Source organism: Ktedonobacter racemifer DSM 44963 (genome assembly GCF_000178855.1).
Taxonomy (GTDB): Bacteria; Chloroflexota; Ktedonobacteria; order Ktedonobacterales; family Ktedonobacteraceae; genus Ktedonobacter; species Ktedonobacter racemifer.
In genome coordinates, this window is the sequence record NZ_ADVG01000004.1 from 886,225 (window position 1) to 911,079 (window position 24,855).

The 24,855-nt window shown below is 54.4% G+C and carries 18 protein-coding genes and 2 pseudogenes; 13 read left to right on the forward strand and 7 right to left on the reverse strand.

Annotated elements, in window-relative coordinates; genetic code table 11:
- The first annotated feature begins 75 nt into the window (after positions 1-75).
- Positions 76-1,854, forward strand: coding sequence for a peptide ABC transporter substrate-binding protein (locus KRAC_RS45560; RefSeq protein ID WP_007918992.1), 1,779 nt, complete (start codon positions 76-78; stop codon positions 1,852-1,854).
- Positions 1,855-2,124: 270 nt separating this feature from the next.
- The gene (locus tag KRAC_RS45565; protein WP_007918993.1) at positions 2,125-4,266 is read left to right on the forward strand and encodes an amino acid permease; all 2,142 of its coding nucleotides are present in this window, start codon (positions 2,125-2,127) and stop codon (positions 4,264-4,266) included.
- 286 nt (positions 4,267-4,552) lie between these two features.
- On the opposite strand, the pseudogene iscB reads toward KRAC_RS45565, so the two are convergent.
- Both iscB and KRAC_RS45580 read right to left on the reverse strand, forming a co-directional pair.
- Positions 4,553-5,819 (reverse strand): annotated as a pseudogene (gene iscB / locus KRAC_RS45575) (RNA-guided endonuclease IscB).
- Positions 5,820-6,138: 319 nt separating this feature from the next.
- Positions 6,139-7,215 (reverse strand): CysS/YqeB C-terminal domain-containing protein, encoded by a 1,077-nt coding sequence (locus KRAC_RS45580; RefSeq protein ID WP_244422581.1) that lies wholly within the window; start codon positions 7,213-7,215, stop codon positions 6,139-6,141.
- Between the two features lie 456 nt (positions 7,216-7,671).
- On the opposite strand from KRAC_RS45580, the pseudogene KRAC_RS45585 reads away from it, so the two are divergent.
- From KRAC_RS45585 to KRAC_RS45600, 4 genes and pseudogenes are all read left to right on the forward strand, one after another.
- Positions 7,672-9,310 (forward strand): annotated as a pseudogene (locus tag KRAC_RS45585) (nuclease/transposase family protein).
- A 39-nt stretch (positions 9,311-9,349) separates the two neighbouring features.
- The gene (locus tag KRAC_RS45590; protein ID WP_007918998.1) at positions 9,350-9,625 is read left to right on the forward strand and encodes a YkgJ family cysteine cluster protein; all 276 of its coding nucleotides are present in this window, start codon (positions 9,350-9,352) and stop codon (positions 9,623-9,625) included.
- A gap of 215 nt (positions 9,626-9,840) precedes the next feature.
- Positions 9,841-13,026 (forward strand): winged helix-turn-helix domain-containing protein, encoded by a 3,186-nt coding sequence (locus KRAC_RS45595; protein ID WP_007918999.1) that lies wholly within the window; start codon positions 9,841-9,843, stop codon positions 13,024-13,026.
- A gap of 163 nt (positions 13,027-13,189) precedes the next feature.
- Positions 13,190-14,788, forward strand: coding sequence for an amidase (locus KRAC_RS45600; RefSeq protein WP_007919000.1), 1,599 nt, complete (start codon positions 13,190-13,192; stop codon positions 14,786-14,788).
- A 98-nt stretch (positions 14,789-14,886) separates the two neighbouring features.
- Here KRAC_RS45600 and KRAC_RS77260 read toward each other — a convergent pair whose 3' ends face one another.
- Genes KRAC_RS77260 through KRAC_RS45610 form a run of 3 tightly spaced genes read right to left on the reverse strand, consistent with a single transcriptional unit; the run spans position 14,887 to position 16,938 of the window.
- Positions 14,887-15,105 carry a zinc ribbon domain-containing protein gene (locus KRAC_RS77260; protein ID WP_338010161.1) on the reverse strand — a complete coding sequence of 73 codons (219 nt, stop codon included), beginning with the start codon at positions 15,103-15,105 and terminating at the stop codon, positions 14,887-14,889.
- Positions 15,008-16,306: an RNA-guided endonuclease TnpB family protein gene (locus tag KRAC_RS63870; RefSeq protein ID WP_007919001.1), complete on the reverse strand. Its 1,299-nt coding sequence runs from the start codon at positions 16,304-16,306 to the stop codon at positions 15,008-15,010. The genes KRAC_RS77260 and KRAC_RS63870 overlap by 98 nt, the downstream gene beginning before the upstream one ends.
- Positions 16,307-16,341: 35 nt before the next feature.
- Positions 16,342-16,938 (reverse strand): IS607 family transposase, encoded by a 597-nt coding sequence (locus tag KRAC_RS45610; RefSeq protein WP_040447880.1) that lies wholly within the window; start codon positions 16,936-16,938, stop codon positions 16,342-16,344.
- Between the two features lie 102 nt (positions 16,939-17,040).
- On the opposite strand from KRAC_RS45610, the gene KRAC_RS45615 reads away from it, so the two are divergent.
- The 6 genes from KRAC_RS45615 to KRAC_RS45645 all read left to right on the forward strand — a co-directional run bounded on the left by KRAC_RS45615 (position 17,041) and on the right by KRAC_RS45645 (position 22,200).
- A complete protein-coding gene (locus KRAC_RS45615; protein WP_007919005.1) occupies positions 17,041-17,454 on the forward strand; it encodes a hypothetical protein in 414 nt (137 codons plus the stop codon).
- A 225-nt stretch (positions 17,455-17,679) separates the two neighbouring features.
- Positions 17,680-18,987 (forward strand): RNA-guided endonuclease InsQ/TnpB family protein, encoded by a 1,308-nt coding sequence (locus tag KRAC_RS45625; RefSeq protein WP_007919009.1) that lies wholly within the window; start codon positions 17,680-17,682, stop codon positions 18,985-18,987.
- A gap of 87 nt (positions 18,988-19,074) precedes the next feature.
- Positions 19,075-19,683, forward strand: coding sequence for an IS607 family transposase (locus tag KRAC_RS45630; protein ID WP_007904553.1), 609 nt, complete (start codon positions 19,075-19,077; stop codon positions 19,681-19,683).
- Positions 19,652-21,103, forward strand: coding sequence for an RNA-guided endonuclease TnpB family protein (locus KRAC_RS45635; RefSeq protein WP_040441717.1), 1,452 nt, complete (start codon positions 19,652-19,654; stop codon positions 21,101-21,103). The genes KRAC_RS45630 and KRAC_RS45635 overlap by 32 nt, the downstream gene beginning before the upstream one ends.
- 201 nt (positions 21,104-21,304) lie before the next feature.
- Positions 21,305-21,622 carry a hypothetical protein gene (locus KRAC_RS45640; protein ID WP_007919010.1) on the forward strand — a complete coding sequence of 106 codons (318 nt, stop codon included), beginning with the start codon at positions 21,305-21,307 and terminating at the stop codon, positions 21,620-21,622.
- A gap of 143 nt (positions 21,623-21,765) precedes the next feature.
- Positions 21,766-22,200, forward strand: coding sequence for a hypothetical protein (locus KRAC_RS45645; RefSeq protein ID WP_007919011.1), 435 nt, complete (start codon positions 21,766-21,768; stop codon positions 22,198-22,200).
- A gap of 71 nt (positions 22,201-22,271) precedes the next feature.
- Here the strand turns inward: KRAC_RS45645 and KRAC_RS45650 are convergent, their stop codons facing one another.
- Together KRAC_RS45650 and KRAC_RS45655 are read right to left on the reverse strand one after the other, a co-directional pair.
- Positions 22,272-23,225, reverse strand: a complete 954-nt coding sequence (locus KRAC_RS45650) for an aldo/keto reductase (protein WP_007919012.1) — start codon at positions 23,223-23,225, stop codon at positions 22,272-22,274.
- A gap of 120 nt (positions 23,226-23,345) precedes the next feature.
- On the reverse strand, positions 23,346-24,110 hold the full coding sequence (locus KRAC_RS45655; RefSeq protein ID WP_007919013.1) for a Type 1 glutamine amidotransferase-like domain-containing protein: 765 nt from the start codon (positions 24,108-24,110) through the stop codon (positions 23,346-23,348).
- An 87-nt stretch (positions 24,111-24,197) separates the two neighbouring features.
- Here KRAC_RS45655 and KRAC_RS45660 point away from each other — a divergent pair, with 87 nt between their 5' ends.
- Complete coding sequence (locus KRAC_RS45660; RefSeq protein ID WP_007919015.1) at positions 24,198-24,776, forward strand: NUDIX hydrolase; 579 nt, start codon at positions 24,198-24,200, stop codon at positions 24,774-24,776.
- Positions 24,777-24,855 lie beyond the last annotated feature (79 nt).

Below are 24,855 nucleotides of genomic sequence, written 5' to 3' on the forward strand. Positions count from 1 at the left end.
TGACGTACAAGAGAGTCGTACTGCACCGCATCGTTTATTTGTGGTACTCTCACTATCTGGTAGCAAGGAGACCTAATGCAACTACACACACCAGACACCCGACCACGTACACGCATCACAACCCGTCGTTTACTCCCTCTCTTCATGGGCATCCTGATGCTCTTTGTCGCAGCCTGTGGCGGTGGCAACAACACCTCAACCAGCAGCGGCAAGGCCCCGGATGACCAGCAGATCCTGGTCAAACCCGTTGAAGGTCGCTCGGAATTGCAGACCTTCGATCCCGCGCTCGCGACCGAATCGGCGGCCATCAATGCCGTCAATATGGTCTTTACTGGCCTAGTTGAGCTCGATGACAAGCTCCAGGTACAGGACCAACTCGCGGCCTCACATTCACTGGCTGCTGATGGCGTCACCTGGACCTTTAAGCTCAAACCTGGCCTCAAGTTCAGTGATGGCACACCCCTGACCTCGGCAGACGTGGCCTATAGCCTGGATCGGGCCCTGGCACCCGATCTCAAGTCACCTGTCTCGCCCGTGTACCTCGGCCTGCTCAAGGACGCGGATAAGCGCTTCAGCGGCGCCGTACCATCGCTCATCAATGATAGTATTTTGACGCCCGATTCCCAGACGGTGGTCCTCATTGCCAAAAGCAAAGCCGCTTATTTCTTGCAGATCCTGACCTATCAAACCTCGTTTGTGGTTGAGAAGAGCATGATCCAGAAGTATGGCAATAACTTTGCCGCTCATCTGAGCGAGGGCATCGGCGGAGATGGCCCCTTTAAAGTCGCCAGCTACACTCCTAACAAAGACATTGAATTTGTACCCAATCCCAACTACTACGGCCCCAAACCCAAACTCAAAAAGGTTGTCATGGTCTTCTACAAGCAGGCAGATACCGTCTATCGCGCCTACCAGGCGAACCAGGTAGACTCTTCCAGCGTGTCTTCTACAGAAATTGCCAGCGCCAAACAATTGCCCGACGGGCAATATCATAGCATCCCTCAGCTCGATGTCGAATACTTTACCATGAATTACCTGGCAAAACCATTTGACAATCTGAAGATTCGCCAGGCCTTTGCGCTCTCAATCGACAAGGACGCCATCGCGCATAACGTCTTCAAAGACACCGCCATCCCATCGAATCATATTGTTCCTCAGGGCATGCCGGGTTACAATGAGAACCTGACGGCTACGCATGGCGTTACCAGCACCAAAGGTAATGTGGAACTGGCCAAGCAGCTTTTTGCCGAGGGCTTAAAAGAGGAGAGCCTTACCGTCTCTACCTTCCCCCAGATTACCTTTACCGTCTCCACCCTGGGTCTAACTGACTGGCGTAACATGTTTGCCGCTGTCCAGCAGATGTGGCAGAAGAACCTTGGCGTCACCGTCAAGATCCAGGACGAAGACTTCAACAAGCTGCTTGATGACCGCAATAGCACAGTGAACAATCCCAAAGGCATGCAGATGTGGGCGCTCGACTGGAGCTCGGATTATCCCGATCCCCAGGACTGGCTGACCCTGATCTTCGATAAGGGCTCGCCCAAAAACGCCTTCAACTATGGGCAGAACACCACGCCTCTCGCCACGGATCAGCAGGCAAACCAGCTCCTGATGGAGCAGGCCGACGTCAATGCGGATCAGCAGGCACGCCTGAAACAGTACAACCAGGCTGAGCAGGCGCTCATCAACGATGTCGCCTGGATTCCTGTCTACCAGAGCATCTCGACGCTGGTGCGCAAACCCTGCGTGGCTGGTGTAGTTGATAATCCACAGAACTTCACTCCCCCCGACGATTGGGGCAATATCTACATCTCTGACGCGACCCCTTGCGCTAACACGAAACAGTATAGCTAACCAGGTAGCCGCGTACACCAGTAGCGGGCCGAAGCATGTTGCTTCGGCCCGCTACTACTTTGTAGGAGTCTGCGTTAGTGTATTTGTATGTTATACGTACAACACCTTCTAAGGCGCTTCAAGGGCATGCTCCGAGCCATTTTACTCAGCATTTCAATGGGTCTCTGTAGCTGTGGGTAAATATACTAGAAGGAGAATAGATTTGTCATCTTGCTCTCATAACCTAAAGCGCGTCTCAGCTATATGCTAGCTTGCTAAGAAAGAGATATTATGGCAATCCCTCCACCAGAGCAGCCGGAGCGGAACTCTCCCCAAACGGCGCAATATATATTCGAAGCTAAAATACCCAGGATCACTGCGACGCTCCCTGACATTCAGTCGCTTCCCAGGACATTAGGTACTCGTGACCTAGTCGTCTTCCTTATTTTCGATATCATTGTCCTATCGTTTGCGATGCTGATGCAGTTGGCCGGGCCATTCGCCTTACTCTACTGGCTTATAGGCACTTGCACCTTCTTCTTGCCAGGGGCAGTCGTCTTCTACTGGCTGGCGCGGCACCTGCCGGGACAGGGAAGCCCCTATGTGTGGCTCAAGAGCGTCTTCAACCCCGTCCTTGGCTTTACGATTACCTTTAGTATCTGGCTTACAAGCATGCTCTATACTTCGACCTCGCTTCAGGAGGCGATTATCTACTTCCGCATGCTCAAACCAGCCTGGCTCTATACCTCTTCTCAACAGGGCCTGCTCATGATTCTTATGCTCTTTCTGGCAACGGCCATCAGTTGTCTCCCACTGGCGCGTTTAAAGCACCTCCTCTTTATTGCCTGTCTCGGCTACGGCGCACTCTATATCATCCTGGGTGCTAGCGCGCTGTGGAGGCTACAGCATGGCGTGCTATGGCTCCTTCCCTGGAACCACCCGGCAACTCAGCCACTCTTGTGGCATGAGCAACCTCTATTCTATAGCTTCACGATTCTAGCCTTCCTTGGCCTAAATCATCCCCTCTTTATGGGCAGCGAGGTACATGAGGGCCAGGCGGGCCTACGCCGAGCCTCCAAATACATCTGGTGGGGCGCTGCCATCATACCTTTCCTCTATCTGCTGGCCCTGGTCGGTGCCGCCGCGTGGACACCTGTTGTGTCAAGAAATGAAACTCAGGCTGCGATTGAACTCTGGATAAACGCCTTCGGACCAGTGGTAACATTTCCCGCCACTCTCGTGCTGGGCCTTGCTGATATCTTCCAGGCAGTCATCTTTATGGTGCTTTTTTCGCGCCTACTTATCACCCTGGCTCAACATCACCGCCTGCCTCCTGCCTTTGCACGCATAAACGCTGCGGGGGTCCCTGTCTTTACAATGCTGGTCCAGGCCTTCACTATCCTGGTGGTCATGGTTATAGGCTTTATATTCATCCCCTCACTCTTTGAAAGCGGCAATAACGCCATAGAGATCGAGCGAACTACACATGAAATCATGTTGGCAAGCTCATTTGTCCTCTTGTTATGCTCCACATCGCTATTCTTCACCCTGCCCATAATACTAAGTTTCAATAGAGCAAAAGGCAAGAATATAGCGTCCGCAGCCAACTATAAACGCCTGGTGCTTACAGCAATCGCACTCCTGGGAACAGGTGCCACGCTAGTAGCTATCTGGGCGACACTCACACAATCCTGGGTCGCTGGACTCTCAAATGAGCACTGGGGAAGCATCATTCTGATGGTCGTATTCATCATGCTGATTCTCGGCTGGCTCTGTGGTGAGATGCCCCGCCTGAGCGTCCTGTTAAGCGACCAGAAGCGCGTGACCAGGAGCGAGAAGACACTGCGCGAACAATTGCAGGAGGCTTATCAACAACAGGGCGTACTCTTGCTAGAGCTAGAGAAACTCTATCGCGAACAGGCATTTGCGGCAACTATTGATCCCGTGACTGAGCTTCCCAATCACCGGGCCGTGATGAGCTATATTGACGCGACTCTCGCACGGGCGCAAGCAGAGCATAGCTCCTTCATAATCATGTTTATTGACCTCGATCATTTTAAAAGCGTAAACGATCAATGGGGGCATCGAGCAGGCGATACCATTCTCTACGAGGTTGCCCAACGCTTACATGCCAATCTGCACCAGGAAGACGTCATCGGCCGCTATGGGGGAGAAGAGTTCGCCCTGATTTGCACCAATAGTGATCTGCCCACAACCAGGAAGAGAGCCAGACAACTCTGCACCATCCTCGCAGAACGTCCCTTCCTCTGCAGTGTTCGTGATAACACATACGAGATTTCAGTGACCGCCAGCATCGGCATAGCCGCATATCCCAGGCATGGTACCACACGCGACGCTCTCATAGAGCAAGCCGACCGCGCCATGTACCGGGCCAAACAGAAGGGACGCAATTGCATCTGCTGCTCCTCCTGAGAGATTCGCAATCTGACACACACTCTACCTACTAAGCGTGTTCCCTACGACCTTTGCCGTGCTGCCCCACATAAGTGATAGAAGAGGCTGCTCGCGCATGCGCGAGCAGCCTCTTCTATCACTTATTTATACGGGGAGCGGCGAGAAAACCACGAGGTCTTCAGCCTCGTGGATGAACGCCGCTCCTTACTCCTATCCCTGGCTTTCGCTGCAATTTCCTCGAATACTTGTTTTACCTCATTTCCAGAGAAGAGAAGCAGCTTTTTCCGGTATTTGCACACGAACATCAGATGAGAGAGCTTGAGGAACCTGGCATGATGCTTTGACAGGTCATCCATGAGGATCGCGCACTCACTCTCTTCATCTTCTCAAACTTGGGAATGGGTTTCAAATCGACCTTTTTCCCGTCTATCATCATCAAAATAGCATAACCAGTAGACATACGCCCTTTGATAAAGTATTCCTGACCTCGATAACGCACTTTGTCGCATTTGCGCGCATCCTTGGATTTTTCCTGTCGGGATCCGTTGCTCGCTTCGCTTTCCTTTGGTTTGCTGATACTCTCCATCTGGAATGCATTTCTTGACAAACACCGTTTGTATCTGGAAAACAGGCCGATTTCCGCGTGTCGCAATCATGGCCGCGTCAAAACAATGTTCTTTGGGCAAACCCGCAAGCAATCGATGTTCTTTCGTCACGAAGCCCCAGGTTTCTTCCGCCTCAACCTGTTTCAACAATTGCACGCGGATGCTATTCATCTGGGTCGCGTGCAGCAAATCCCCTTTTTTCTTCCCGGTGTGTTTGAGCGTAATCATTCCCGCGTGAAGGGCATCATGACAGGTCTTGCAGAGCGTCAAGAGATTGCTTTCCTCATCGCTTCCGTGTTGGCTACGAAAGATGATGTGATGCACCTCGAGCCGTTGATCCTTGGATTTCCCCTGGCAGTGTTGACAGGTGTAGCCATCCCGTGTGAGCACATAGGCTTTGGTATTGGCAAAACCGTAATTGATGCCCTTCTGATAGAGCCACTTCTTTCGCAGCACCTCCGGGTTTTTGAGCGCATGCGGGTCAAAGGTTCCTGTTTCCAGCACAATGGACGAGATTGGCAACAAGGAGTGCGCAAAGTGGATTTCTCGCAGATGGGCGTCGATCTTGCTTCTCATGGTTGGGGAGAATCGCCCAGTCTTGATGGAATTCCTCCGATGTAACCAGCGTGCAGGCCGATAGCGTGTCTTTCGGTTGCGGCGATCTCGACGATGGGTGGCTCGTTCTTTCATCGTCGTGGCAATATCATTGCGCACTTCCACTTCAGAAAGATACAAGATGCTGCCCTGTTCACTCGCGACAGCCGAACCAATCACCGCACTCCCGGTATCCACTCCCAAGGTCAAGGGTTGGGTGTAGGTACGCTCTGGCTGTGCGGACAACTTGATCGTAAAAGGGGTTCTGCGGACGACTTTGGCCTTTCCCTCTTTGAGCAACAAACGGGCAATCGCAGCAGAGCAAGGCATAAGCGGCGTCCTATCTGCTGATACGACATAGACCATGTTCAGACGATTCCTTTCGGAAAAATACTCCGGCAAGCGCCGGGTGATGCGTATCCCTGCACTGTGACCATGCAGGGAATCCGACCTCATCTCGACAGTGTTCAAAAGGCTTTTTGCACCTGGATCACCGGGCCTTTCCTCAGCCCTACTTAAACCCAGGCGACAGAGCAGCGGTCTGATGCGTCAACCGCAGGTGTCATGACCTTTCAAACGGTCTCATCATTTCTGATGAGGAGTCTGGTGAACTTGAGCTTCCTAAAAAGCTCCCAAACCGCAGACCCGACGATTTCCGAAGAAGCCGCTGCGTCTTCAGCTCAGTGGTAGTTCACTCTTCTTCCTCTATACGCCATTGGGAGCCCTGGGGAGTGTCTTCAATCACGATGCCATAGGTGCTGAGCGTGTCGCGCAGGCGGTCGGCAAAGGGCCACTGCTTCGCGGCACGCAGGTCTGTGCGAATGGTCACCAGGGCATCAATAAGTGGCGAGGGCAGCGCTCCCGCCAGATTCTGCTCCTCAATGCGTGGATCAAGGGTCTCGCCCGGCGCAAGCAACGTCTCAATATCGATCGGATTGTCAACCATAGAGAGCGCCTGCTGCCCCTGCTCGATCGCTTCCGCTCCCAGCAACGTTAAGGGAAAGCTCTCGCCCGCCTGGAACTCCACCATCTGGCCCTCGCGGATAATATGGACGCCTCCCTTGCCCTCAACGGCGATCTCGCCCGTGGCAAAGTCCAGAATACAGGCGGTATGCTCATCGATACCTAATACAACCACGTCCTCTGGCAACTGCTTGAGCATCTTGCTGAAGCGCTCGCGCCCCATATAGCAGAAGCTTGTATCCAGGTCGGCCCCACCCTCATTATTGTTCCAGTGCGGCACAATCGCCAGGTTCATCCCAAAGGGTTTGAAGAAATCCAGCCCCTGATACCAGCTCGGCTCATCGCCAACCTTGAAAATCTCATAGACTGGAAGACTATAAGAACTCATCGCGATAGAGGCCGCGCTGGAAACATAGAGCGCGGTACCGTTAGCATGTGCCTGGCGGATGGCATCAAAATAGGTCGTTCCCTGTAGTTCGCGTATCATATACGTTGGGCTGCCTGGCCCGGCAAGGATGGCGCGCGCATGTGTGATGGCGGCTAGCATGGCGGTCCCGGTCTCGCTCTCCTGCTCCTCCTGACGCGTCTCAATTCGTTGCGGCTGGGGGCGAAACTCACCCAGGCGCTCCCGCAGAAACCGTACAATCTTCTCCGCGACCAGCACACGGTTGGGCTGAAAACCAGCTGGCGTATCTAAAACCGCGATGGTGCGCGGTTCTTCTAAGCGAGGTAGCATCTGACTCAGCACGCGGCGTCCAACCACAGTCGTCTCACCTGATCCTAGAATCGCGCATTGTCCCGGCATAGTCTGCAAAGTTCGCCCTCCATTTGCTATTTGCTTTTATAACAAGCTCAATTTCCCGATTAGCCTCTTTACTATTGTAGAACATAGAGCTTATATATGGTATTTTCCTTCTCATGAAATAGACATTCAGGTAGGCCAGTCCGGATGCAGTGGCTCAAAATAATTCCTCTCATGTAGAGGAACCATGTGTTATACTAATGCGAAAATACCTCACGAAAAAACAGGCTACCCCCTTTCCCAATGAGAGTAGGTGCGCCACCGTGCCCCCGAATGGGAGTTTACAGAGAACGCGGCGAGAAAGCCCCGGTCATTGATGCCGGGGATGAATCGCCGTCTCTGCTGGATGAGAGGAAAGAGAGCAGGGTCAGATACCTAGAACTAGCGTTCTTCCCGTTCCTCTGGTACAATAGACGTCAGTGGATCGAGATCACGTGTGTGTTCGAAGAAGGGGCCACAATGCCGAAGAAGTGTCAGGGACAATGCAAGAAGAAGGAACAGCAGGAGAAGCGACCTGCGACCCCCACCTTTCTGCTCGAACTGCCTCTGGCCGTCGATCCAGGGCAAGCCGCCCGCCTGCGCTCCCATCTGGAAGCCGCTCGTCAACTCTACAACGCCATCCTCTCCCAAGGACAAAAGCGCCTGCGCCGCATGCGATCTGACCCCGCCTGGCAAGAGGCCCGTGCCCTTCCTCGCACCCACAAAGCGGAACGAGCCGCCGCCTTCTCCGCCTTGCGCAAAACGTATGGCTTCTCCGAAGCCGCCCTGCATGAAGCCGTCAAGGGGCTGCGCGTGGGCTGGATTGCCGAGCACATCGAGGCCGTGCTGGCCCAAACCCTGGCCACTCGCGCCTATCGTGCCCTCAATCGCGTCTGCCTGGGCCAAGCCAGGCGGGTGCGTTTCAAGAGCCGAGGACGCGGCTTCTCCAGTCTCGAGAATAAGCGCAACGATACCAGCCTGCGCTTCGTCCTGCAACCACCCGAGGAGGGAAACGCCGGGTATCTGCTCTGGAACGGAGACCCGCTGCCCGCCCTCATCGATTGGAAGGATGAAGTCGTGACCCATGGGCTCAGGCACCGCATCAAGTTTGCCCGCCTCATCCAGCGTCCTGCCAGCAGCCCTAGAGCGGCGGGCGCTGATGAAGAGGGGTATCGCTATGTCGTGCAACTGGCCTTGGAGGGCAAGCCCCACCAGAAGAAAAAACACACGGTTGGCACGAGTATTGTTGGCGGTGACCTTGGTCCCTCCACCCTGGCCCTCTTTCCCCAGGAAGGAGAGGCAAGCTTGGAGGTGTTCTGTGCACAACTGGCGCCTGAGGCCTGTGCCATTCGTCGCTTGCAACGGCAGATGGAGCGGCAACGAAGGGCGGCCAATCCTGAGAACTACGACGAGAAGGGGCGCATCAAAAAACAAGGCAAGAAAAAGCTGCACTGGAAGCAGAGTAAGCGCTACCAGGCCACCCGGCAACGCAAGGCGAGCAAAGAGCGCAAACTCGTAGCGCATCGCAAGAGCCTGCATGGGCACAAAGTGCATCAGGTAGTGAAGCTGGGCACCACCATCATCATCGAAAAGATTTCCTACAAGGCATGGCAGAGGCAGTTTGGGAAGAGTGTGGGACTGCGAGCACCAGGGATGTTTGTGGAACTGTTGAGGCGCACCGTTGAGAGTACGGGCGGCACCCTGGTGGCGCGTCCCCACACGCACCACCGCGCTGAGCCAGTGGTGTCATGGCTGTGGCAAGAAGCTCAAGAAGCCGCTTTCGCAGCGTTGGCATCAGTGCGAGTGTGGCGTGGGTCCCGTGCAACGCGACCTGTATTCGGCGTTTCTGGCTGCTTACCTTGATCCAGCAGACCCCATTCCCTCGTGTGCCCGATACCAGGAGTATTGGGAAGGTGCGGAAGCGCGCCTGCGGGCAGCACACGAGCGTCTCACACAACGCGCGAAAGAGGGGCAGACCTTGCCCCGAAGCATGGGTTTGACCCGTGCGAGAGCGCGTCTGCCCGAAAGTTCAGGGGGACCACCACTAGAGCCAGCTTTCTTGCTGAAGCGAGAAGGACGGGAAGCGTGGGCCGACCCCCTGGAACCCCCGTCGCTTTAGCGCGGGGAGCTTCAGAAGCACTACTGGATCTGCTGTACCATGAAAGGAAGAGTGAGCGATTTGGAATGTCGCGCCGGGTGTGGGGCATGCTGTATCGCACCCTCTATCAGCACACCTATCCCTGGTATGCCACAGGGTAAACCCGCGGGCGTACGTTGTGTACAGCTTACCCAGGATAATCGCTGCCAGATTTTTGGCAAGCCAGAGCGCCCCCAGGTCTGCCGCCTGCTCCGCCCCTCCGAGGAGATGTGCGGTAACTCACGCGAGGAGGCATTGACCTATCTCATTCAGCTTGAGCGCGCGACGGCGCCTTAGCATACTAACTCATTAAACCATTGCTCACAGCCACCTCTTTGAATCTATCAATTGGCGACGCCTCTTGTTTGGAGAAACCAGTCTCGCCAGTCAGAGAACGCTCTCCACAGGATCAGATTGACAGTTTGCGAGAAGGCTTGCTTGCCAGCCACGTTTTTGCTATACTCATCCATGTTGGGGTGTTGGGGATGAAACCTGTTGTGTACAAGGAGCCTATGCCAAAACCACCTGCGCATATACTTCTCTGGTCTGCCGAGCATCACCTGTATGTTCTGCATACCCCTGACCATTCACCACAACCGATGACGCCAGAAAATGAGGAAGCGTGGCACACCTGGTTGACGACCCATTCCTCCTTCTCCTTCCAGGGGCAACATGGTCATCTGAGCGTACTAAAAGAGGCTCGGCCACGCGGGACCAGCTACTGGTATGCCTACCACACAAGCTCGGGGCAGACCAGGAAACGCTATCTTGGACAAAGTGCGACCGTGACATTTGCGCGTTTAGAGGAGGTGGCACAGGCCCTTCATGAGTTCAATCAGGATCTGTCATTAGCACCTTCGCACGCGTCTGCCTCTCCTGTCTCCTTGCCGACAACGCACGCCAATAAAGCAAGCCCTTCCAGCACTCTACAGCCGGGCAGTGAACTCAGAGCTACGATGGTAGTGACCAGGTTCTCTCCCCCAGGTTCGCCCACCATGCCCGTTGTACGGGAGCGGTTGCTCTCGGTTTTGGATGGAGCCCTCTCTCACCCACTCACCTTGCTCTCCGCCTCCGCTGGCTGGGGCAAGACGACGCTGCTCTCAGCATGGGCGCGTAGGTATCCCCAATCGATTGCATGGCTCTCTCTGGAGGCGCTAGACAATGACCTGAGGCGCTTCTGGCTCTCGATAATCATGGCACTTCGCAGATGTCGACCAGAGATTGGGGCGCGTGCGCTGGCCCTGCTGCAAACGCCTACACTGGAGCCTCTTTCTACCTGCTTGACAGCCCTGCTCAATGAATTGGCTGAGGCACATGCAGAGACCTCGCCCATCCTGCTGATCCTGGATGATTATCACGTCATCGATGAGCCAACCATTCACCAGTCCCTGACCTTCTGGCTGGAGCATCTACCATCTCATGTGCACCTGGTGCTAGCTAGCCGCATAGATCCCGACCTTCCCCTCTCTCGCTTCCGTGTGCGCGGGCTTTTGGGCGAGGTACGCGATACTGATCTACGCTTCACGCAGGAAGAAACGCACCTCTTTCTCACTCAGAGCATGGGACTCATCCTCTCGGAGGACGATATCACGCTACTGAAAACCCGCACCGAGGGCTGGATTGCAGGCCTGCAACTGGCTGCACTCGTTCTGCAAAAACACACTGATCCTTCCGCCTATGTGCAAACGTTGAGTGGCAGCCAGCGCCTTTTGCTCAACTACCTGCGCGAAGAAGTTCTCGCGAGTCTGCCGTCAGAGCTGCAAGACTTCTTGCTACAGACCAGCGGACTCCACCGCTTGAGCGCCTCGCTTTGCGATGCCATCACGGGCAGAGAGGATAGCGACCGCCTGCTTGAACAGGTGGAACGGGCCAATCTCTTCCTGCAACCCCTGGATGAGAAGCAGCAATGGTATCGCTATCACATGCTGTGGGCGCAGGCGATGCAACACGAAGCTCGACGTCGCCTGGGAACTGCCACCGTACGTTCACTGAGCAACAAAGCCAGTCAGTGGTATGAGCAACAGCAGATGCTTCCGGAAGCGATTGAAGCTGCGCTTGCCGGTGAAGATTTTCTTCGCGTAGCAACATTGATCGAACGTTTTGTGATCCTGCATGGCTTTCGCAATGAGTGTCACACATTGTATCGTTGGCTGAGACAGATGCCTGAGCAGATCGTGCAGGCTGACCCGGAACTCTGTTTCCTGTATGTGCTCGCTCTGACATTTGCCACTGATCAGCGTTCGCCTGGCGCCTGGGAACGTGTCGATCAGCTCCTTCAATGGGCGGAACAGGGCTTTGAGGCAAAGGAAGCATGGGAGAAATTGGGGGAAGCGCTGCAACTTCACGCTGAGCTTGCCTTTTTTCAAGGTGACCTCGCCAGCGCGTTTATGTTGGCTCACCAGGCCCAACCAATCCTTTCCAAACACAGTCTGATGTATCCTGACAATATGTTAGCTAAAGGATTAGAAGCATTCCTGGCAGGTGAGATGGATGTGGCCTGGCAGCGCTTCCTGGAAGTATACAGAGAATCGAAACGCCTCAATTTGCTTTCCATGGTGTTTGCCGCGTCGCTCCTGTTGGGAGAGGTGTGCAGGGAGAAAAGCGAACTACAGAAAGCCTCTCAGTACTATCATCAAGCCCTGGCTCTCATTGATGAAGACCAGGAGAGCATCCGACAACAGTTATTGTTGAAGACAGGGGGTTCAGAACCATTCTTCGTTTCGTGGGCCTATCATAACCTTGCCGCGCTGGCCTATGAATGGAATGAGAGAGAAACTGCCAGGAGCTATGTCTCTCAAGCACTGGCTTTAAGAGCCAATCAGGAGGATGAGGTTCACGTGCTGGCATCTGCTTCATTGATCCAGGCTCGTCTCCTGTATATCTCTGGAGAGAAAGATCAGGCTCATAATATGCTTTTAAGATGGGAGATGCATGCCCGCTTTGCCTGGCCTCTGAGAGCGATACGGGCCTGTCAGGCTCGCCTTCAGCTCATAGAGGGAGCACTTCCTTCTGTAGCAAAATGGTATCAAGCCAGAGAGCACGCTTTTGATGCCTTTGCGCACAAACAGAAAAAGGATTTGCCACTCTTAAGACAGCAGGAAGAAGCCCTGCTACTCGCGCGTCTCCATATTGCGCAAGGCGAGAGTGAAGAGGCCCTACACATTCTAGGTCCCTGGAAAACGCTGGCGCAAACGCAGCAGCGCTTACGCTCGACACTGGAAATACTCCTGCTTGAGGCTCTGGCCTATTTCAGCCAGGCTCGGCTGCTTGAGGCAAAACAACTTATGCTGTCAGTGGTAACGATGGCACAAGATGAGGGTTATCAACGCCTCTTTCTAGATGAAGGCCGGGTAGTGGAAACCCTGCTGAAAATGCTGCTACCAGAACTGCGAGAGACCTCCCAGGTCGCCTACGTACGCACCCTTTTACGCGCATTTGCCCACGAACCCGGTACGCAGCAACCAGACAACGGCATCCTGCATAGCAAGAAGGACACCTTGCTGCTGGAGCCCCTCAGTGAACAGGAGCAACGGGTCTTGCGTCTGCTGGTCGCGGGGCTATCCAATCTAGAGATTGCTCGCGAACTAGTGATCTCGGTGAATACGGTGAAAACCCACGTCCAGAGCCTCTATCGCAGGCTCAATGTCCACAACCGTGTCGAGGCCAGCGAGGTAGCACGAAACCTGTCTCTGCTCTGATCTCCTCGCTTTTCCCTCACCCACTCACAACCATCACAACAGGTGATGTCAACTCACCCCCTTGCAATTTATACTCCTTCCAGGCAACTAAGAGGTACATCCCCATGAGGTCGAAACTCTGCTCCCAGCCTGAGAGCGATTTGCATGAAAGAAAAAGTTTACTATGATAAAGAAGCATGATCAGAAAGATGAAGTGGCGCATCTCACCCACCTGAGTGCCTCAGAACTGGCACACAGTATTGCGGAAGGGCACCTTTCCTCAGAGGAGGTCGTTGAAGCACATATTCGTCAGATCGAAACCGTCAACCCTCTCCTGAACGCCGTCGTCGTACCACTCTTTGCACAGGCACGGGCCGAGGCTCGCAAAGCCGATAGTATGCTTGCACAAGGAACATCTGTTGGTCCGCTCCATGGCGTACCCATCACCCTCAAAGAGCAATTTATGGTCTCTGGAACACCTACAACAGTGGGTATTATGAGTCAGAGATCGCGACCAATGGAGCATGAAGGCCCCCTAGTGCAACGGCTTCGCCAGGCTGGAGCCATTGTGCTGGGGAAGACGAATGTCTCCCAACTACTGATGTACCACGAATCTGATAATCCGGTCTATGGTCGTACAAATAATCCCTGGGACCTGGCACGTACCCCTGGTGGAAGCAGTGGGGGAGAGGCCGCCATTATTGCCGCTGGTGGCTCTCCTCTCGGGCTAGGAGGCGATTTCGGTGGCAGTATTCGTGTGCCTGCGCACTTCTGTGGTCTATACAGCCTACTTCCCACTGCCAGAAGATTGACCCATCTCGATACAGCTCACCATGCCTATGTTGCTGGACAGGAAGCCATTATCGCTCAACCAGCTCCCATAGCCCGCAGCGTTGAAGATCTTCGCCTGGCAATGAACATTCTGGCGGCCCCTGGCCTGAATGCTCTTGATCCATCGGTGCCGCCGGTTCCCTGGCCTGACCCCACCGCCGTCTCTCTTCGCGGCCTGCGTATCGGTATGTATACCAATAATGGCGTTTTTTCGGTTGCGCCATCTGTGCGCCGCGCTGTTGAGGAGGCGGCGCAGGTCTTGCGCGCACGTGGCGCTATCGTTGAATCCTGGAACCCGCCCGATGTTGCTGAAGCGATACAGATCTATGTTGGCCTGGTTGGCGCGGATGGTTTTGCGACCCATAAACGCAATCTCGGACGCGATACACGCGATCGTCGCATCAGTTTTAATATGCGTGTAAGCAGTCTGCCAGGGATCGTTCGCGCGCCACTGGTAGGCCTGCTCAAGCGACGTGGGCAGGTTCACATGGCATCTTCCTTGCAACATATTCGTGGGAGATTGTCGGTCGAGCAGTACTGGCACCTGGTGGGAGAGCGCAATCAATATCGTCAGCACTTCCTCACCGCACTCGATGCCGAACATTTTGATGCTCTTCTCTGCCCGCCCCATGCACTTCCAGCCCTGACGCACGGCAGCAGTGGCACTTTAAATGTGACCAATGCTGGCAGCTATGCTATCCTCTATAACTTGCTTGGCCTGCCCGCTGGCGTAGCACCCATTACTCGCGTGCGCCCAGGTGAGGAGAGCGAGCGAAGCATTGGGAAAGACAGCGTTGAGCGTGCAGCCCGCACCGTTGAGATGGGCAGTGCTGGTCTGCCAGTAGGTGTACAACTGGTGGCTCGCCCCTGGCGAGAGGATATCGTCTTAGCACTTATGGCCGCGCTAGAAGAGCATACAGGTGCAAGCGTACCTGTTTCAGAAGGCTCTTAACCGTTCTCCGACACTTGGACAAATATGGACAAGCCACATTCACCCGGATCGGTTCCTGCTTCACCGAGGGCAGTTTCACTGAACCATCTCACGACGGATCAGCCAGAGCTGCCCTCTCCGACAGGCGTTTCACCCTTCCCGAGGAACTCCCGGTAGGGACCTGGCTGGCCGCTCAGATACAAGATCGCCAGCGCTGCCAGGTTCAGCGCGGCATTGAGGTCACGATCGATCACCAGCCCACAGGCCGGATGCTCGCAGACATAGATGCGCTCTGAAAGGTCTATCTCTTCTTTGATATGGTTGCAGCCAGAGCACAGTTTGGTGGAAGCAAACCAGCGATCTGCCTACAGCAGGTTTTCTCCTTGCCAGAACGTTTTGTAGCCCATTTGCCGCTTGAACTCGCCTAATCCGACATCGCTGATTGCCAGAGCCAGCTTGTGGTTCTGTGCGCATCCCTGCCACATGGAGATCTTCAAGCACGACCACGGCAGGACGCCTCTGGGCATCCAAGATGCAAGCCTGGAGCAGCAGTTTTTTCATCTGCTTGGCTTTGACCTTGTTCGCAATGGTTTTCGGCAGGGGTTCAGGGGGCGACTCCTTTTTTGATCGCTTGCCACGCTTTGGCTTCACCTTGGCTTTCGGCTCTGGCAACGTAGCAGCAATCTCAGCTTTGCGGATTTCACGTTCTTCTGGAGGAAGTTGGGCGCGGGTGAGCTGGCTTGTGCCTTTGTGGAGGGCATCCTCGCGCACATAAGCGACGCGGACATACTTGCGCGCTACTTTTTGACGGGCTTTGGCGCGGTTCTTGCTCCCTTTCTGTTTCCGGGAGAGCCAGCGATGCAGCTGCTTGATCCGCTTGAGTTCGGATGTGAGGGCTTTGGGGTTGGCAATGGCACGCCCATCGGAGCATTGGGCCAGGGTTTTGATCCCGGTATCTACGCCGATCGGCGGACCAGCTGCCTGTGGGGGATCGGGCACCTGCTCACTCACCTGCACCGAGACAAACCAGCGCCCTGCCTTTTCACTGACCGTGGCCGAGAGCACAGCGACGCCGCCGGTAGGCAAATAGCCACACTCGTGCAGGCGCAGCCGTCCGAAGCGCGGCAGTTCAATGGCTTGCTCGTAAATATGAATACTGCCTGTCAGCCGGAAACTGCCCACTCCTTTCCGTTTGGTCTTCGGCTTGGGGAACCCCGGCTTGCCCCTCCACTTGCCTTCTTTCTTGAGGTCACAGCGGCGGAAAAAGTTCCTGTAGGCTTGATCCAGATCGCGTAACGCCTCCTGCGGCGCGGCTTTTGACACCTCGTACATCCAGGGAATCTCGGTTTGCTTGAGCGTGTTCAATTCCCGGTGCAGTTCCATCGCACTGATCCAGCGTTTCTCCTGCTGATAGACCTCTTGCTTGCGTCTGAGCCCCCAATTCCAGGACCAGCGCGCTGCGCCTGCATGCTGTTTGCAGAGGGTGATTTGTTGGTGATTGAGATCTAATTGCGTGCGATAGCCGCGTGTAATCAGCATCGATCCGGTCCTGCCTGCATCTTAAGAACGCCTCATCAAACGCACTCCTCGGTCCGCTCCTCTTTCATGAGAGATTCCACGCACTGCTTGATTCGTTCGGCTCTGTGCCGAGAGCCGCGCCTGCCGTACATCCGGGCCGCCATACTGGTAATGAGGCTGACAACGTCATCGACGAGATCGTCCTGCGTCTCATGGGGAAAGATGGCTTCGATGCGGCGTCCCTGGGCTTGGAGCAGCGTTGTGAGATGCCTCCACCCAAAACGGGTGCCACGATCGCGGTGTTCGACAAGAATGGTGCCAATACTTGGGTCGGCCAGCAGCTTGAGGAATTTCGGGCGGTTGTCGTTGAGGCCCGATGCAATTTCGACGACTTCTTTGGCCACTGGGTAGCCACAGGCCGCCGCGTAGTCGCGCAGGCGTTGCACCTGGCGCTCGAGATCGCTTTTTTGAGCAGCAGAGGACACGCGCGCATACAAGGCGATGCGCCCCGTCTCTGGCTTCTCCGCCACCGGATCGCGCACGATCACCGTCCCTGCGGGCGTTTGGTAGGCATCGAGCGTCCCGGCTTTATACCACCGCCAGGCGGTTTTATAGGTGACTCCAGCTTTTTTGGCATACTGACTTAACTTCATGCCCATAGATTATCATGAAATATCCATATCAGCCAATGTACTCTAAAATATTTTTACCCCTCTTAAATCACGTAGTAACAATAAAGAAAGAGTAGGTTTTTCTTGCTGAAAACAGTTCGCATCCTTCACTGGATAAGCAATATTGCAGGTGCGATAGCCCTGGTGTTGGGACTTCTGCACTGGTTTGCCAATATAAGCTTCCTCGATGCGCATATGTTGTTCGGTCTCACCGTCGCTCTGGCTATGCTGGCTCTGAGTATTATACTGCTCTTCACCAGAGGCATGAGGATAGCGGGAGCACTGGGCATCATCTACGCGCTCATCATACCAACCTTTGGCATGAACCAGTTTACGCTCCTCATTGGCGATTTACACTGGCTCGTTCGGGTGGCTCATCTGCTCGTAAGTGCTGGTGCGATGGGGTTTGTCGGTATCATGAGTGCACGCTATCTCAAGCTCAAGCAAACCGAGAGGAGAGAAGCACCCCAGGTGTCTGTACATGAAGCCGTGGGATAATATCTTTTCTCCCAACCTAGATGCCAGCACCTGGGTTGGGAGAAAACTTGAAAATCAAGCCGACATGCATTCACCGAAAACGCCGCAGGATGCCCTGCCCTTTCAGGCATGGGGAGGAATGCGGCGTTCCTTTGTAGGTAGCTTGGGTGGGATACGCCGTAGACATTCTTTCATCTACTACTTCTCTATTGACAGGCTGTTGAAAAATATGATAGACTGTACAGTATGAAAACGGTACTAACAGCAAAACTCAAATTGAATGCAACGCCCGAGCAGTTCAAGGCATTACGCACGATGCAACTGGCATATCGTGATGCTCTCAACTATGTCAGTACGTATGCCTTTGAACATGGCAAGATCAGCAATGCTGTTCGCTTGCAAGAGGGAACCTATGATGAGATTCGCCTCCGTTTTCATCTCCCCTCACAAATGGCCTGTTCCGTTCCTCGCCAAGTTGGTGCTACCTATAAAGCCCTCTGGACAAAGGTGAAGAACAATGCTGCCATGCGTAAGGAAGGCAAGACCAAGAAGCGACACAAAGGGCTTGATCAAGCTCCTACGTTTCTCTCTCCCACGTTGACCTACCAGTATAAGAAGGACTATACTTTCAAAAAAGAGCAGCACGTAAGTATCCTCACTCTTGAGGGATGTATCGTTGTGCCTTATACTGGCTACGATGCACACGTCGCCTTGATCCAGCATGGTGCGGAGATAGGTGCATCGAAACTTTGGTATGACAAGCCCAAGAAACAGTTTTACCTGCTCGTCACCTTGGAAGTGGAGACGTCTGATCCTACCCCTGAAACGCACAAGCAGATCGTTGGCGTGGATGTGGGGATGCGATATCTCGCCGTCACGGCGACGATGCAAGGCGATTGTACCTTCCATGCTGACATCTCTCCTATTGCCAAGTCTCACCACTATGCACGACTGAGAAAGCGTCTGCAAAAAAAAGGCACTCGTTCCGCGACGAGAAGGCTCGTCGCCATCAGTGGACGAGAGAGACGGTTGAAAGCAAACGCCAATCATGTTGTGAGTAAGCGGATCGTCCTAGAGCACCCACAAAGCTTGATTGGACTGGAGCATCTGACAGACATTCGTGAGCAGACCAAACGACGGAAAGGCAAAAAAGCCAGTGCGAAACAGCGAAAAGCCAATCGTACCTTCTCCAAATGGGCTTTTGGTGAGCTGCACGCGATGATCGCCTATAAAGCGCTCTTGCATCGAAGTATGGCAATCAAGGTGGATGCCAACTCTACCTCTCAGGCCTGCCCCAAATGTGGGCACACCTGCAAGGAGAATCGTCCTCACAAGGGATTGCTCTTTGTCTGTCAGAATTGTCAGTATACCCTCCATGCCGATCTGGTTGGCGCGAGGAATATTGCCATGAGAACGCTTCTTATCCGGCAAGACTGGATAGGAACGGGCGTCTTGTCAGTACGCCCTGATGTGTCGGACGATGAAGCCAAAGCAGCACGCCTGAAAAGGTATGCTGAGTTGCGGTGGAGTTCAGACACAAGCTCTCGGCTTTAGCCGTAGGGTATCCATTTTGTATAAGCAACCATCACAAAGTATCATCATCTCTTGCATATCTCAAGCAGATAGAGTATACTTGGATGTATGAAGTTATCGAGTTATGCCAAGAAGATTGGGATCAGTTATAACAGCGCCTGGCGTATGTGGAAACGCGGCCAGATTCCCGGCTATCAATTGCCCACCGGCACCGTGATCATTGATCCGCCGGAGCTTCGCTCGGTTCCGGTCCACGCCGTCGCTGTGTATGCTCGTGTTTCAAGCAGCGAAAACAAAGACAACCTGGAAAGGCAAGCCGAGCGGCTGGTGACCTGGTGCAATGCCCAAGGCTGGTCGGTCAGCAAAGTCGTCAAAGAGTGCGGCAGTGGCATCAACGATCAGCGGCCCAAGTTTCTGGCGCTGCTGGCAGATCCCAAAATCGGGCAGATCGTGGTTGAACACAAAGATCGCGCTTCTCGCTTTGGCGTGGCCTATATTCAGACCTTGTTGGCTATGCAAGGACGGAAACTGGTCATCGTCAACACCGCTGATACCGCCGAAGATGATCTCATGGGCGATTTTATCAGCATCATTCCCTCGTTTTGCGCTCGTCTTTATGGTCGCAGACAAGCCAAACGCAAGACGGAACAAGTGCTAGCGGCTTTGCAGCAGAATGGACCCGCCCGTGAGCAAGAAGCCCCAAAAAGCCTCGCTTGATGAGAAAAAAAAGCGCAAGCGCAAAAAGAAGACGAAGCAGACCATCACTCGAGCGGTGACCCATATCCGTCTCATTGAGGCCAATCCTGGCAAACTTGAGGCGCTCGATCAGCTTGTGGCGGTTTACTTGCCGCTGTGCCAACAGTACACCACCCTGTTTTGCGAGGCCGAGACAAGCCCGGACAAGTACCAAGAAACCGTCTTCAAAACCGATCTTTCCGACCGCTTGCATCGAGTGGCAATACAGCAAGCCGCAGGCATTGCCAAAAGCGTTCGCACGAATCGAGCGAACGCCTATCAGGCGTACCTGGAAGATGTGGCTGATTACGCTCAGGCCAAAGCTCAGGCGGAAGGCCGGATGTCCGCCTTCAAACGCCGCGAACCGACCTGGACCGAATGGGACCTCCCTGTGCTGCGTGTGCCAGTCATCCAAGCCAATGTCAACGTGGTGGTGCTCGAGAAGTCGGAGGACTCCACGTTCGACTACTGGCTGCGCGTGTCCACCTTAGATGTCGGGAATCCGCTTCGAGTCCCAGTCAAACTCGCCTCCTATCACAAACGAGCACTCGAAGGCCGCACGCTCAATGCATCCACAACACTTCACAAGCGCAATGGAGTCTGGTGGCTGACGCTCTCCTTTGACGAGGACGTTCCTCTTCAAACCAAGCCTGACGCCCCTACAGTAGGCGTCGATGTGGGCATTGCCCATTTCCTCACGACCTCCACCAATAAAGCGTATGGCAGTTTTCATGGCAAGATGGCCCGACAGCACAAGCACGATCGGGAAAAGCGTCGCCGCAAGGCGAAACTGCGAGCCTGTCTGGAAAAGAAAGGCGTCCCAAAGGGCAAGCTTCCTTCGACAAGTTCTGAAACGTCGCAACGCTTGAGCCGTCACGTCAAGCAAGAGATCAACCGGGCGGTCAATGCGTTGGTCAAAGATCATCGAGATGCCAGACTCATTTATGAGGACCTCAATGTGGCCTCGATGCGCTTCAAAGCAAGGGTGATGAACAGTTATCTGTATGCTTCTCACCTGGGGCATATCCCAGAGCAGCTGGCCTGGGCCGCCGCCAAACAGGGCATGGCAGCCCACACGGTCCGAGCCGCCTATTCCTCTCAGGAATGCCCCCGCTGCCATTATGTCGATCGCGCTAATCGGCCGAACCAGAAAACCTTCAAGTGCCTGGTCTGTGGTTACGCAGACCAGGCCGACCGCAAAGCCGCACAGACGCTCGCGGGACGCTGGGGGGATCGGAAACTGGCGGCATGTCGCTCGACCTCGGAGGTCAAGGCGCTCCTCATGACGCGGCATGAAGCGTGGAAACAGCAGAATCAGCAGAGGATCCAGGATGCCGGGCCTCCCGTCCAGTTGAGCTTCTGGGATCCCCCAGAGATGTTCCTGGAATCATCTCACGAGTGAACATCTCTCAGTAGAGAGAGGTGCATAGGATGCTCGTAGTGCATCCTCCCGCCTAGTCCGCTGTTTGGTAAACAGGCGTAGGTTAAAGTGAGAAGGATAATCATTGCAATAGATGGTTATGCTTTGATCAACTATAACCTCACCCTCTTAGGTATACTAATTTGATGTAGACATGTCCTGCTTAGCAGACGGAGCTGACCTATGGGATACTTTGATCTTCATCCACGCGATGTTGAGAGCGCACACATTCAGCAGAAAATTGAAGACCTGACAGAACGTATCGACGCGATTGATGACGAGATTCTCTTCTACCAGGATCGCATGACGGCCTTCCATAATACTAATGAGTTCTTTCGAGTCCTGCATCGCATTGATGGGCTGACCCGTGAAGAGAACCAGCTTTACAATGAACTCAACTATGAGAAGCAGAGGCTCTATGAGCGCCGCGCGACATCTGAACTCTCGCCCTACCAATCACCCCCTAATGATCGCCCTTTTTTAGATAGGTCAGATAGGTAGCTTCCTCTCGCCTAGCGGGGGAGACGAACAGCGCTCCCCTGCTTCTCTATGCCATCATTCCCAGAAAACACGCCTTGCCTAGTAAAAAGTGTCGTCCTCAAACGTGATATAGACTGAAACTTTGCGTGCGAGGACAAATAGCTATGTACTTTGCTACCTGGTTGGAACAGTATCAATTCGAGAAGTTCGTTCTCGATGTCGCGATTGCTACGCTTAAATATGGGGGCGTGACCTCTCAACTCTCCAGCTACCAGTTCTTAGACCCTATCGATGCCTGGGGTCTGCCAAAATATCCGGATAAGACGCTCATTCTCAATCCCGAGGCCAATATCGCCGAGGGTTTACATAACTTTATTCAAACGAATGAGGGCTACCTGCGCGAGCCTGATACCTGGTTGGGAACCTGGATCAATCCAAATACACTCTGCTGCTATCTGGATGTGACCCTGATCTGTCCTCGCCTGGAGGAGGCGCGGCGCGAGGCCATCCAGCGCAGCCAGACAGGAAAGCGCCCCGTCCTGGCGCTCTATAATTTCAAGCACAACAAGACACTCTATCTCAACCAGCCAACAATGTAACAGTAGCCGCGTACGCCAATAGCGAACCTGCTACTGGCGTACGCGGCTACTGGTGGGATACATTGCTTTCGCTAGCGGTGGGCCAGCATGAATTTTTCGAGATCGTGCAGTTCGCTATCGCTCAGGCGATATTCAGCCGCGGCGACCATGTCCTCGATCTGCGAGGGGCGGCGCGAGCCGACGATGGCGGCTGTGACTGCTGGATTGCGCAGCGTCCAGGCCACGGCGACCACGCCCGCGGTGACGTTATGCGCCTGGCCAATTTCCTGTAACATGTGCGCCAGCTCCAGGTTGCGTGAGAGAGCAGGCTCTTTAAAGTTGTCGGCATTCTTGCGCCAGTCGTCGTCAGGCATCTGCTCGATGCGCTCCTTCGTCATGCGACCAGTTAGAAGGCCCGAGGCCATGGGCGAGTAGACAATCACGCCTATATCGTTCTTCTCACAATAGGGGAGAATTTCCTTCTCCACATCGGGATTAATCAACGAATAGGGCGGCTGCAACGTCTCCACAGGGGCAATACGCTCGGCACGCTGCATCTGCTCGACATTGAAGTTTGAGACACTGATGTGGCGTACCTTGCCCTCGCGTTTCAGCTTGGCCAGCGCGCTCCATCCCTCCTCAATATCGGGTTCGGGATTGGGCCAGTGAATCTGGTAGAGGTCGATATAATCAACGCCCAGGCGCTTAAGACTGGCCTCGGCCTCGCGTTTGATGGAGCCCGCCTTCAGGCTATTGCTTATCTGGCGCTTCTCATCCCAGACCAGGGAACACTTGGTAAAGATAAGTGGCCTCTCACGACCTTTGATGGCCTTCCCAACGACCTCCTCCGAATGACCCAAGCCATACACGGCAGCAGTATCGATCCAGTTAATGCCCAGGTCCAGGCCACGCTTAATGGTCGCGATAGACTCCTGATCATCCTGAGAACCCCAGCCGGCGTCCCAACCGCCTCCACCCATGGCCCACGCTCCAATACCAATCGGAGTGATCTGCATATCGGTTTTGCCAAAGCGGCGAGTTTGCATATTAATTTCCCCTTACTACTACATAAACAACAGGTAGGCACACGACCGGTTTACAAGCATTATACGTAGCGCACCTGCACAACGGATACATAGGGGAGAGAGTCCAAGCTTGCTTGGACCCTACAATTCGATTTCCGCGCCCGCCTGGAAGACGCTTGGTTCCGCATTAGCTGCGAAAAGCGTCACGCTCTGCTGGCCCATGACACGCCAGGTCGCAATACTACCATCCCGTGGCTCATAGGTGCGCACCAGGGCAGTGTTCTCGTCGATGCCTACAAGTACACACCCTTCAGGCGCGCTCGCGATAATCCTCTTCTGCAGCTCTTCGCCCATCCAGTGGCGCATGCGATCAAAATGTGGGAAGACCACAATATGCGACACAAGCCCAAGAGCCCTGGTCCAACGCGGCTCCTGGCCAGCGCGGATATCGCGAATCGCCAGGGTAAAGCCTCCCACGGCCATAGCGCCCGCGCTACAGCCCGCCAGCGACATCCCCCCACGATACGCCGCCTCAATACGCCGCCAGGCCTCTGAATCCCGCATCGACTCAATTACATGCTGCGGATCACCACCCGAGAAATAAACCAGGTTGCTCTCCTCAAGCAGCGCGACCTGCTCAGGATCATTCGCGCTCTGATGGTCAATAATGCGCGTCGCCCGCACCTCTTTGACGCCCAGGCGCCGAAAATGCGAGCTCCCCAGGCCATTCCAATAGTTGGGGCCATTGGCCTCCAGGCCGCTGGCCGTAGGCAAGAGCGCAACCCGGCTCTCTTTCACAGCTCCGCCTCGCGCCTCCAGCAGATAGGCATCCACCTCATTCATCACATCCAGGTACTCACCCGATCCCAACAGGGCCAGCATCCCTGCCTCTGTAAACTGCTCCATATCTATCTCCCCAGAAAACATAATTTACTATTGTCTCAAGCATAGTCTCTATCATACACTGAAATAAATCAATATGAGGCAGAGTATATGCAGCATACTACCCAAATTATTACCGCAGGCGTATATGTGAATGTAGCTGGTTATTTCCCCTTCTTGGTAGGGCCAACAAAGTCTGGACAGGCCCTCGCTGTCTTTAGGCTCGGCGGCCACCGCGAAGGTCAAGAAACAGGCTGGGAGTGCGCGGCCCGCGAGGCGTATGAGGAGGCTTCGCTACGCATCATTCCACGCGAGGCACCCGCAACATACTGGGTAGACAGCACAGACCCAGAGATTGCCCATCCAGGCACCTGGCCCATGCAAGCTACTGATGGGGTCGCCCCCATTCTGGTCACCAGTCGTGACAATGGGACCATCACACCCATGTATTTGGCTCATGCATATGATGAACCACAACCGCAAAACGAGGCAAAGGCCCTTCTACTTCTCAGCCCAACCGACATCGCCTACATCACCACAAGCAGTGTAACGCTCGAACAATATCTCGCTAGAGGAGGCAAGGCCATCTTCCGAGCGGACCTTCCCCAGCATCTCCCCCTGAAACCCTTCCTCCAGCTCCACTGGCTACACAAACTCCTCCAAATGCATCCCGAAATTGCCGATGAGTAAGCAAGGCCAAACAGGTGAAAATATAGTGGTTGCACATACGCCCATTTAGCTGGTCTTATCCTGCATCAAAAACAGCCAT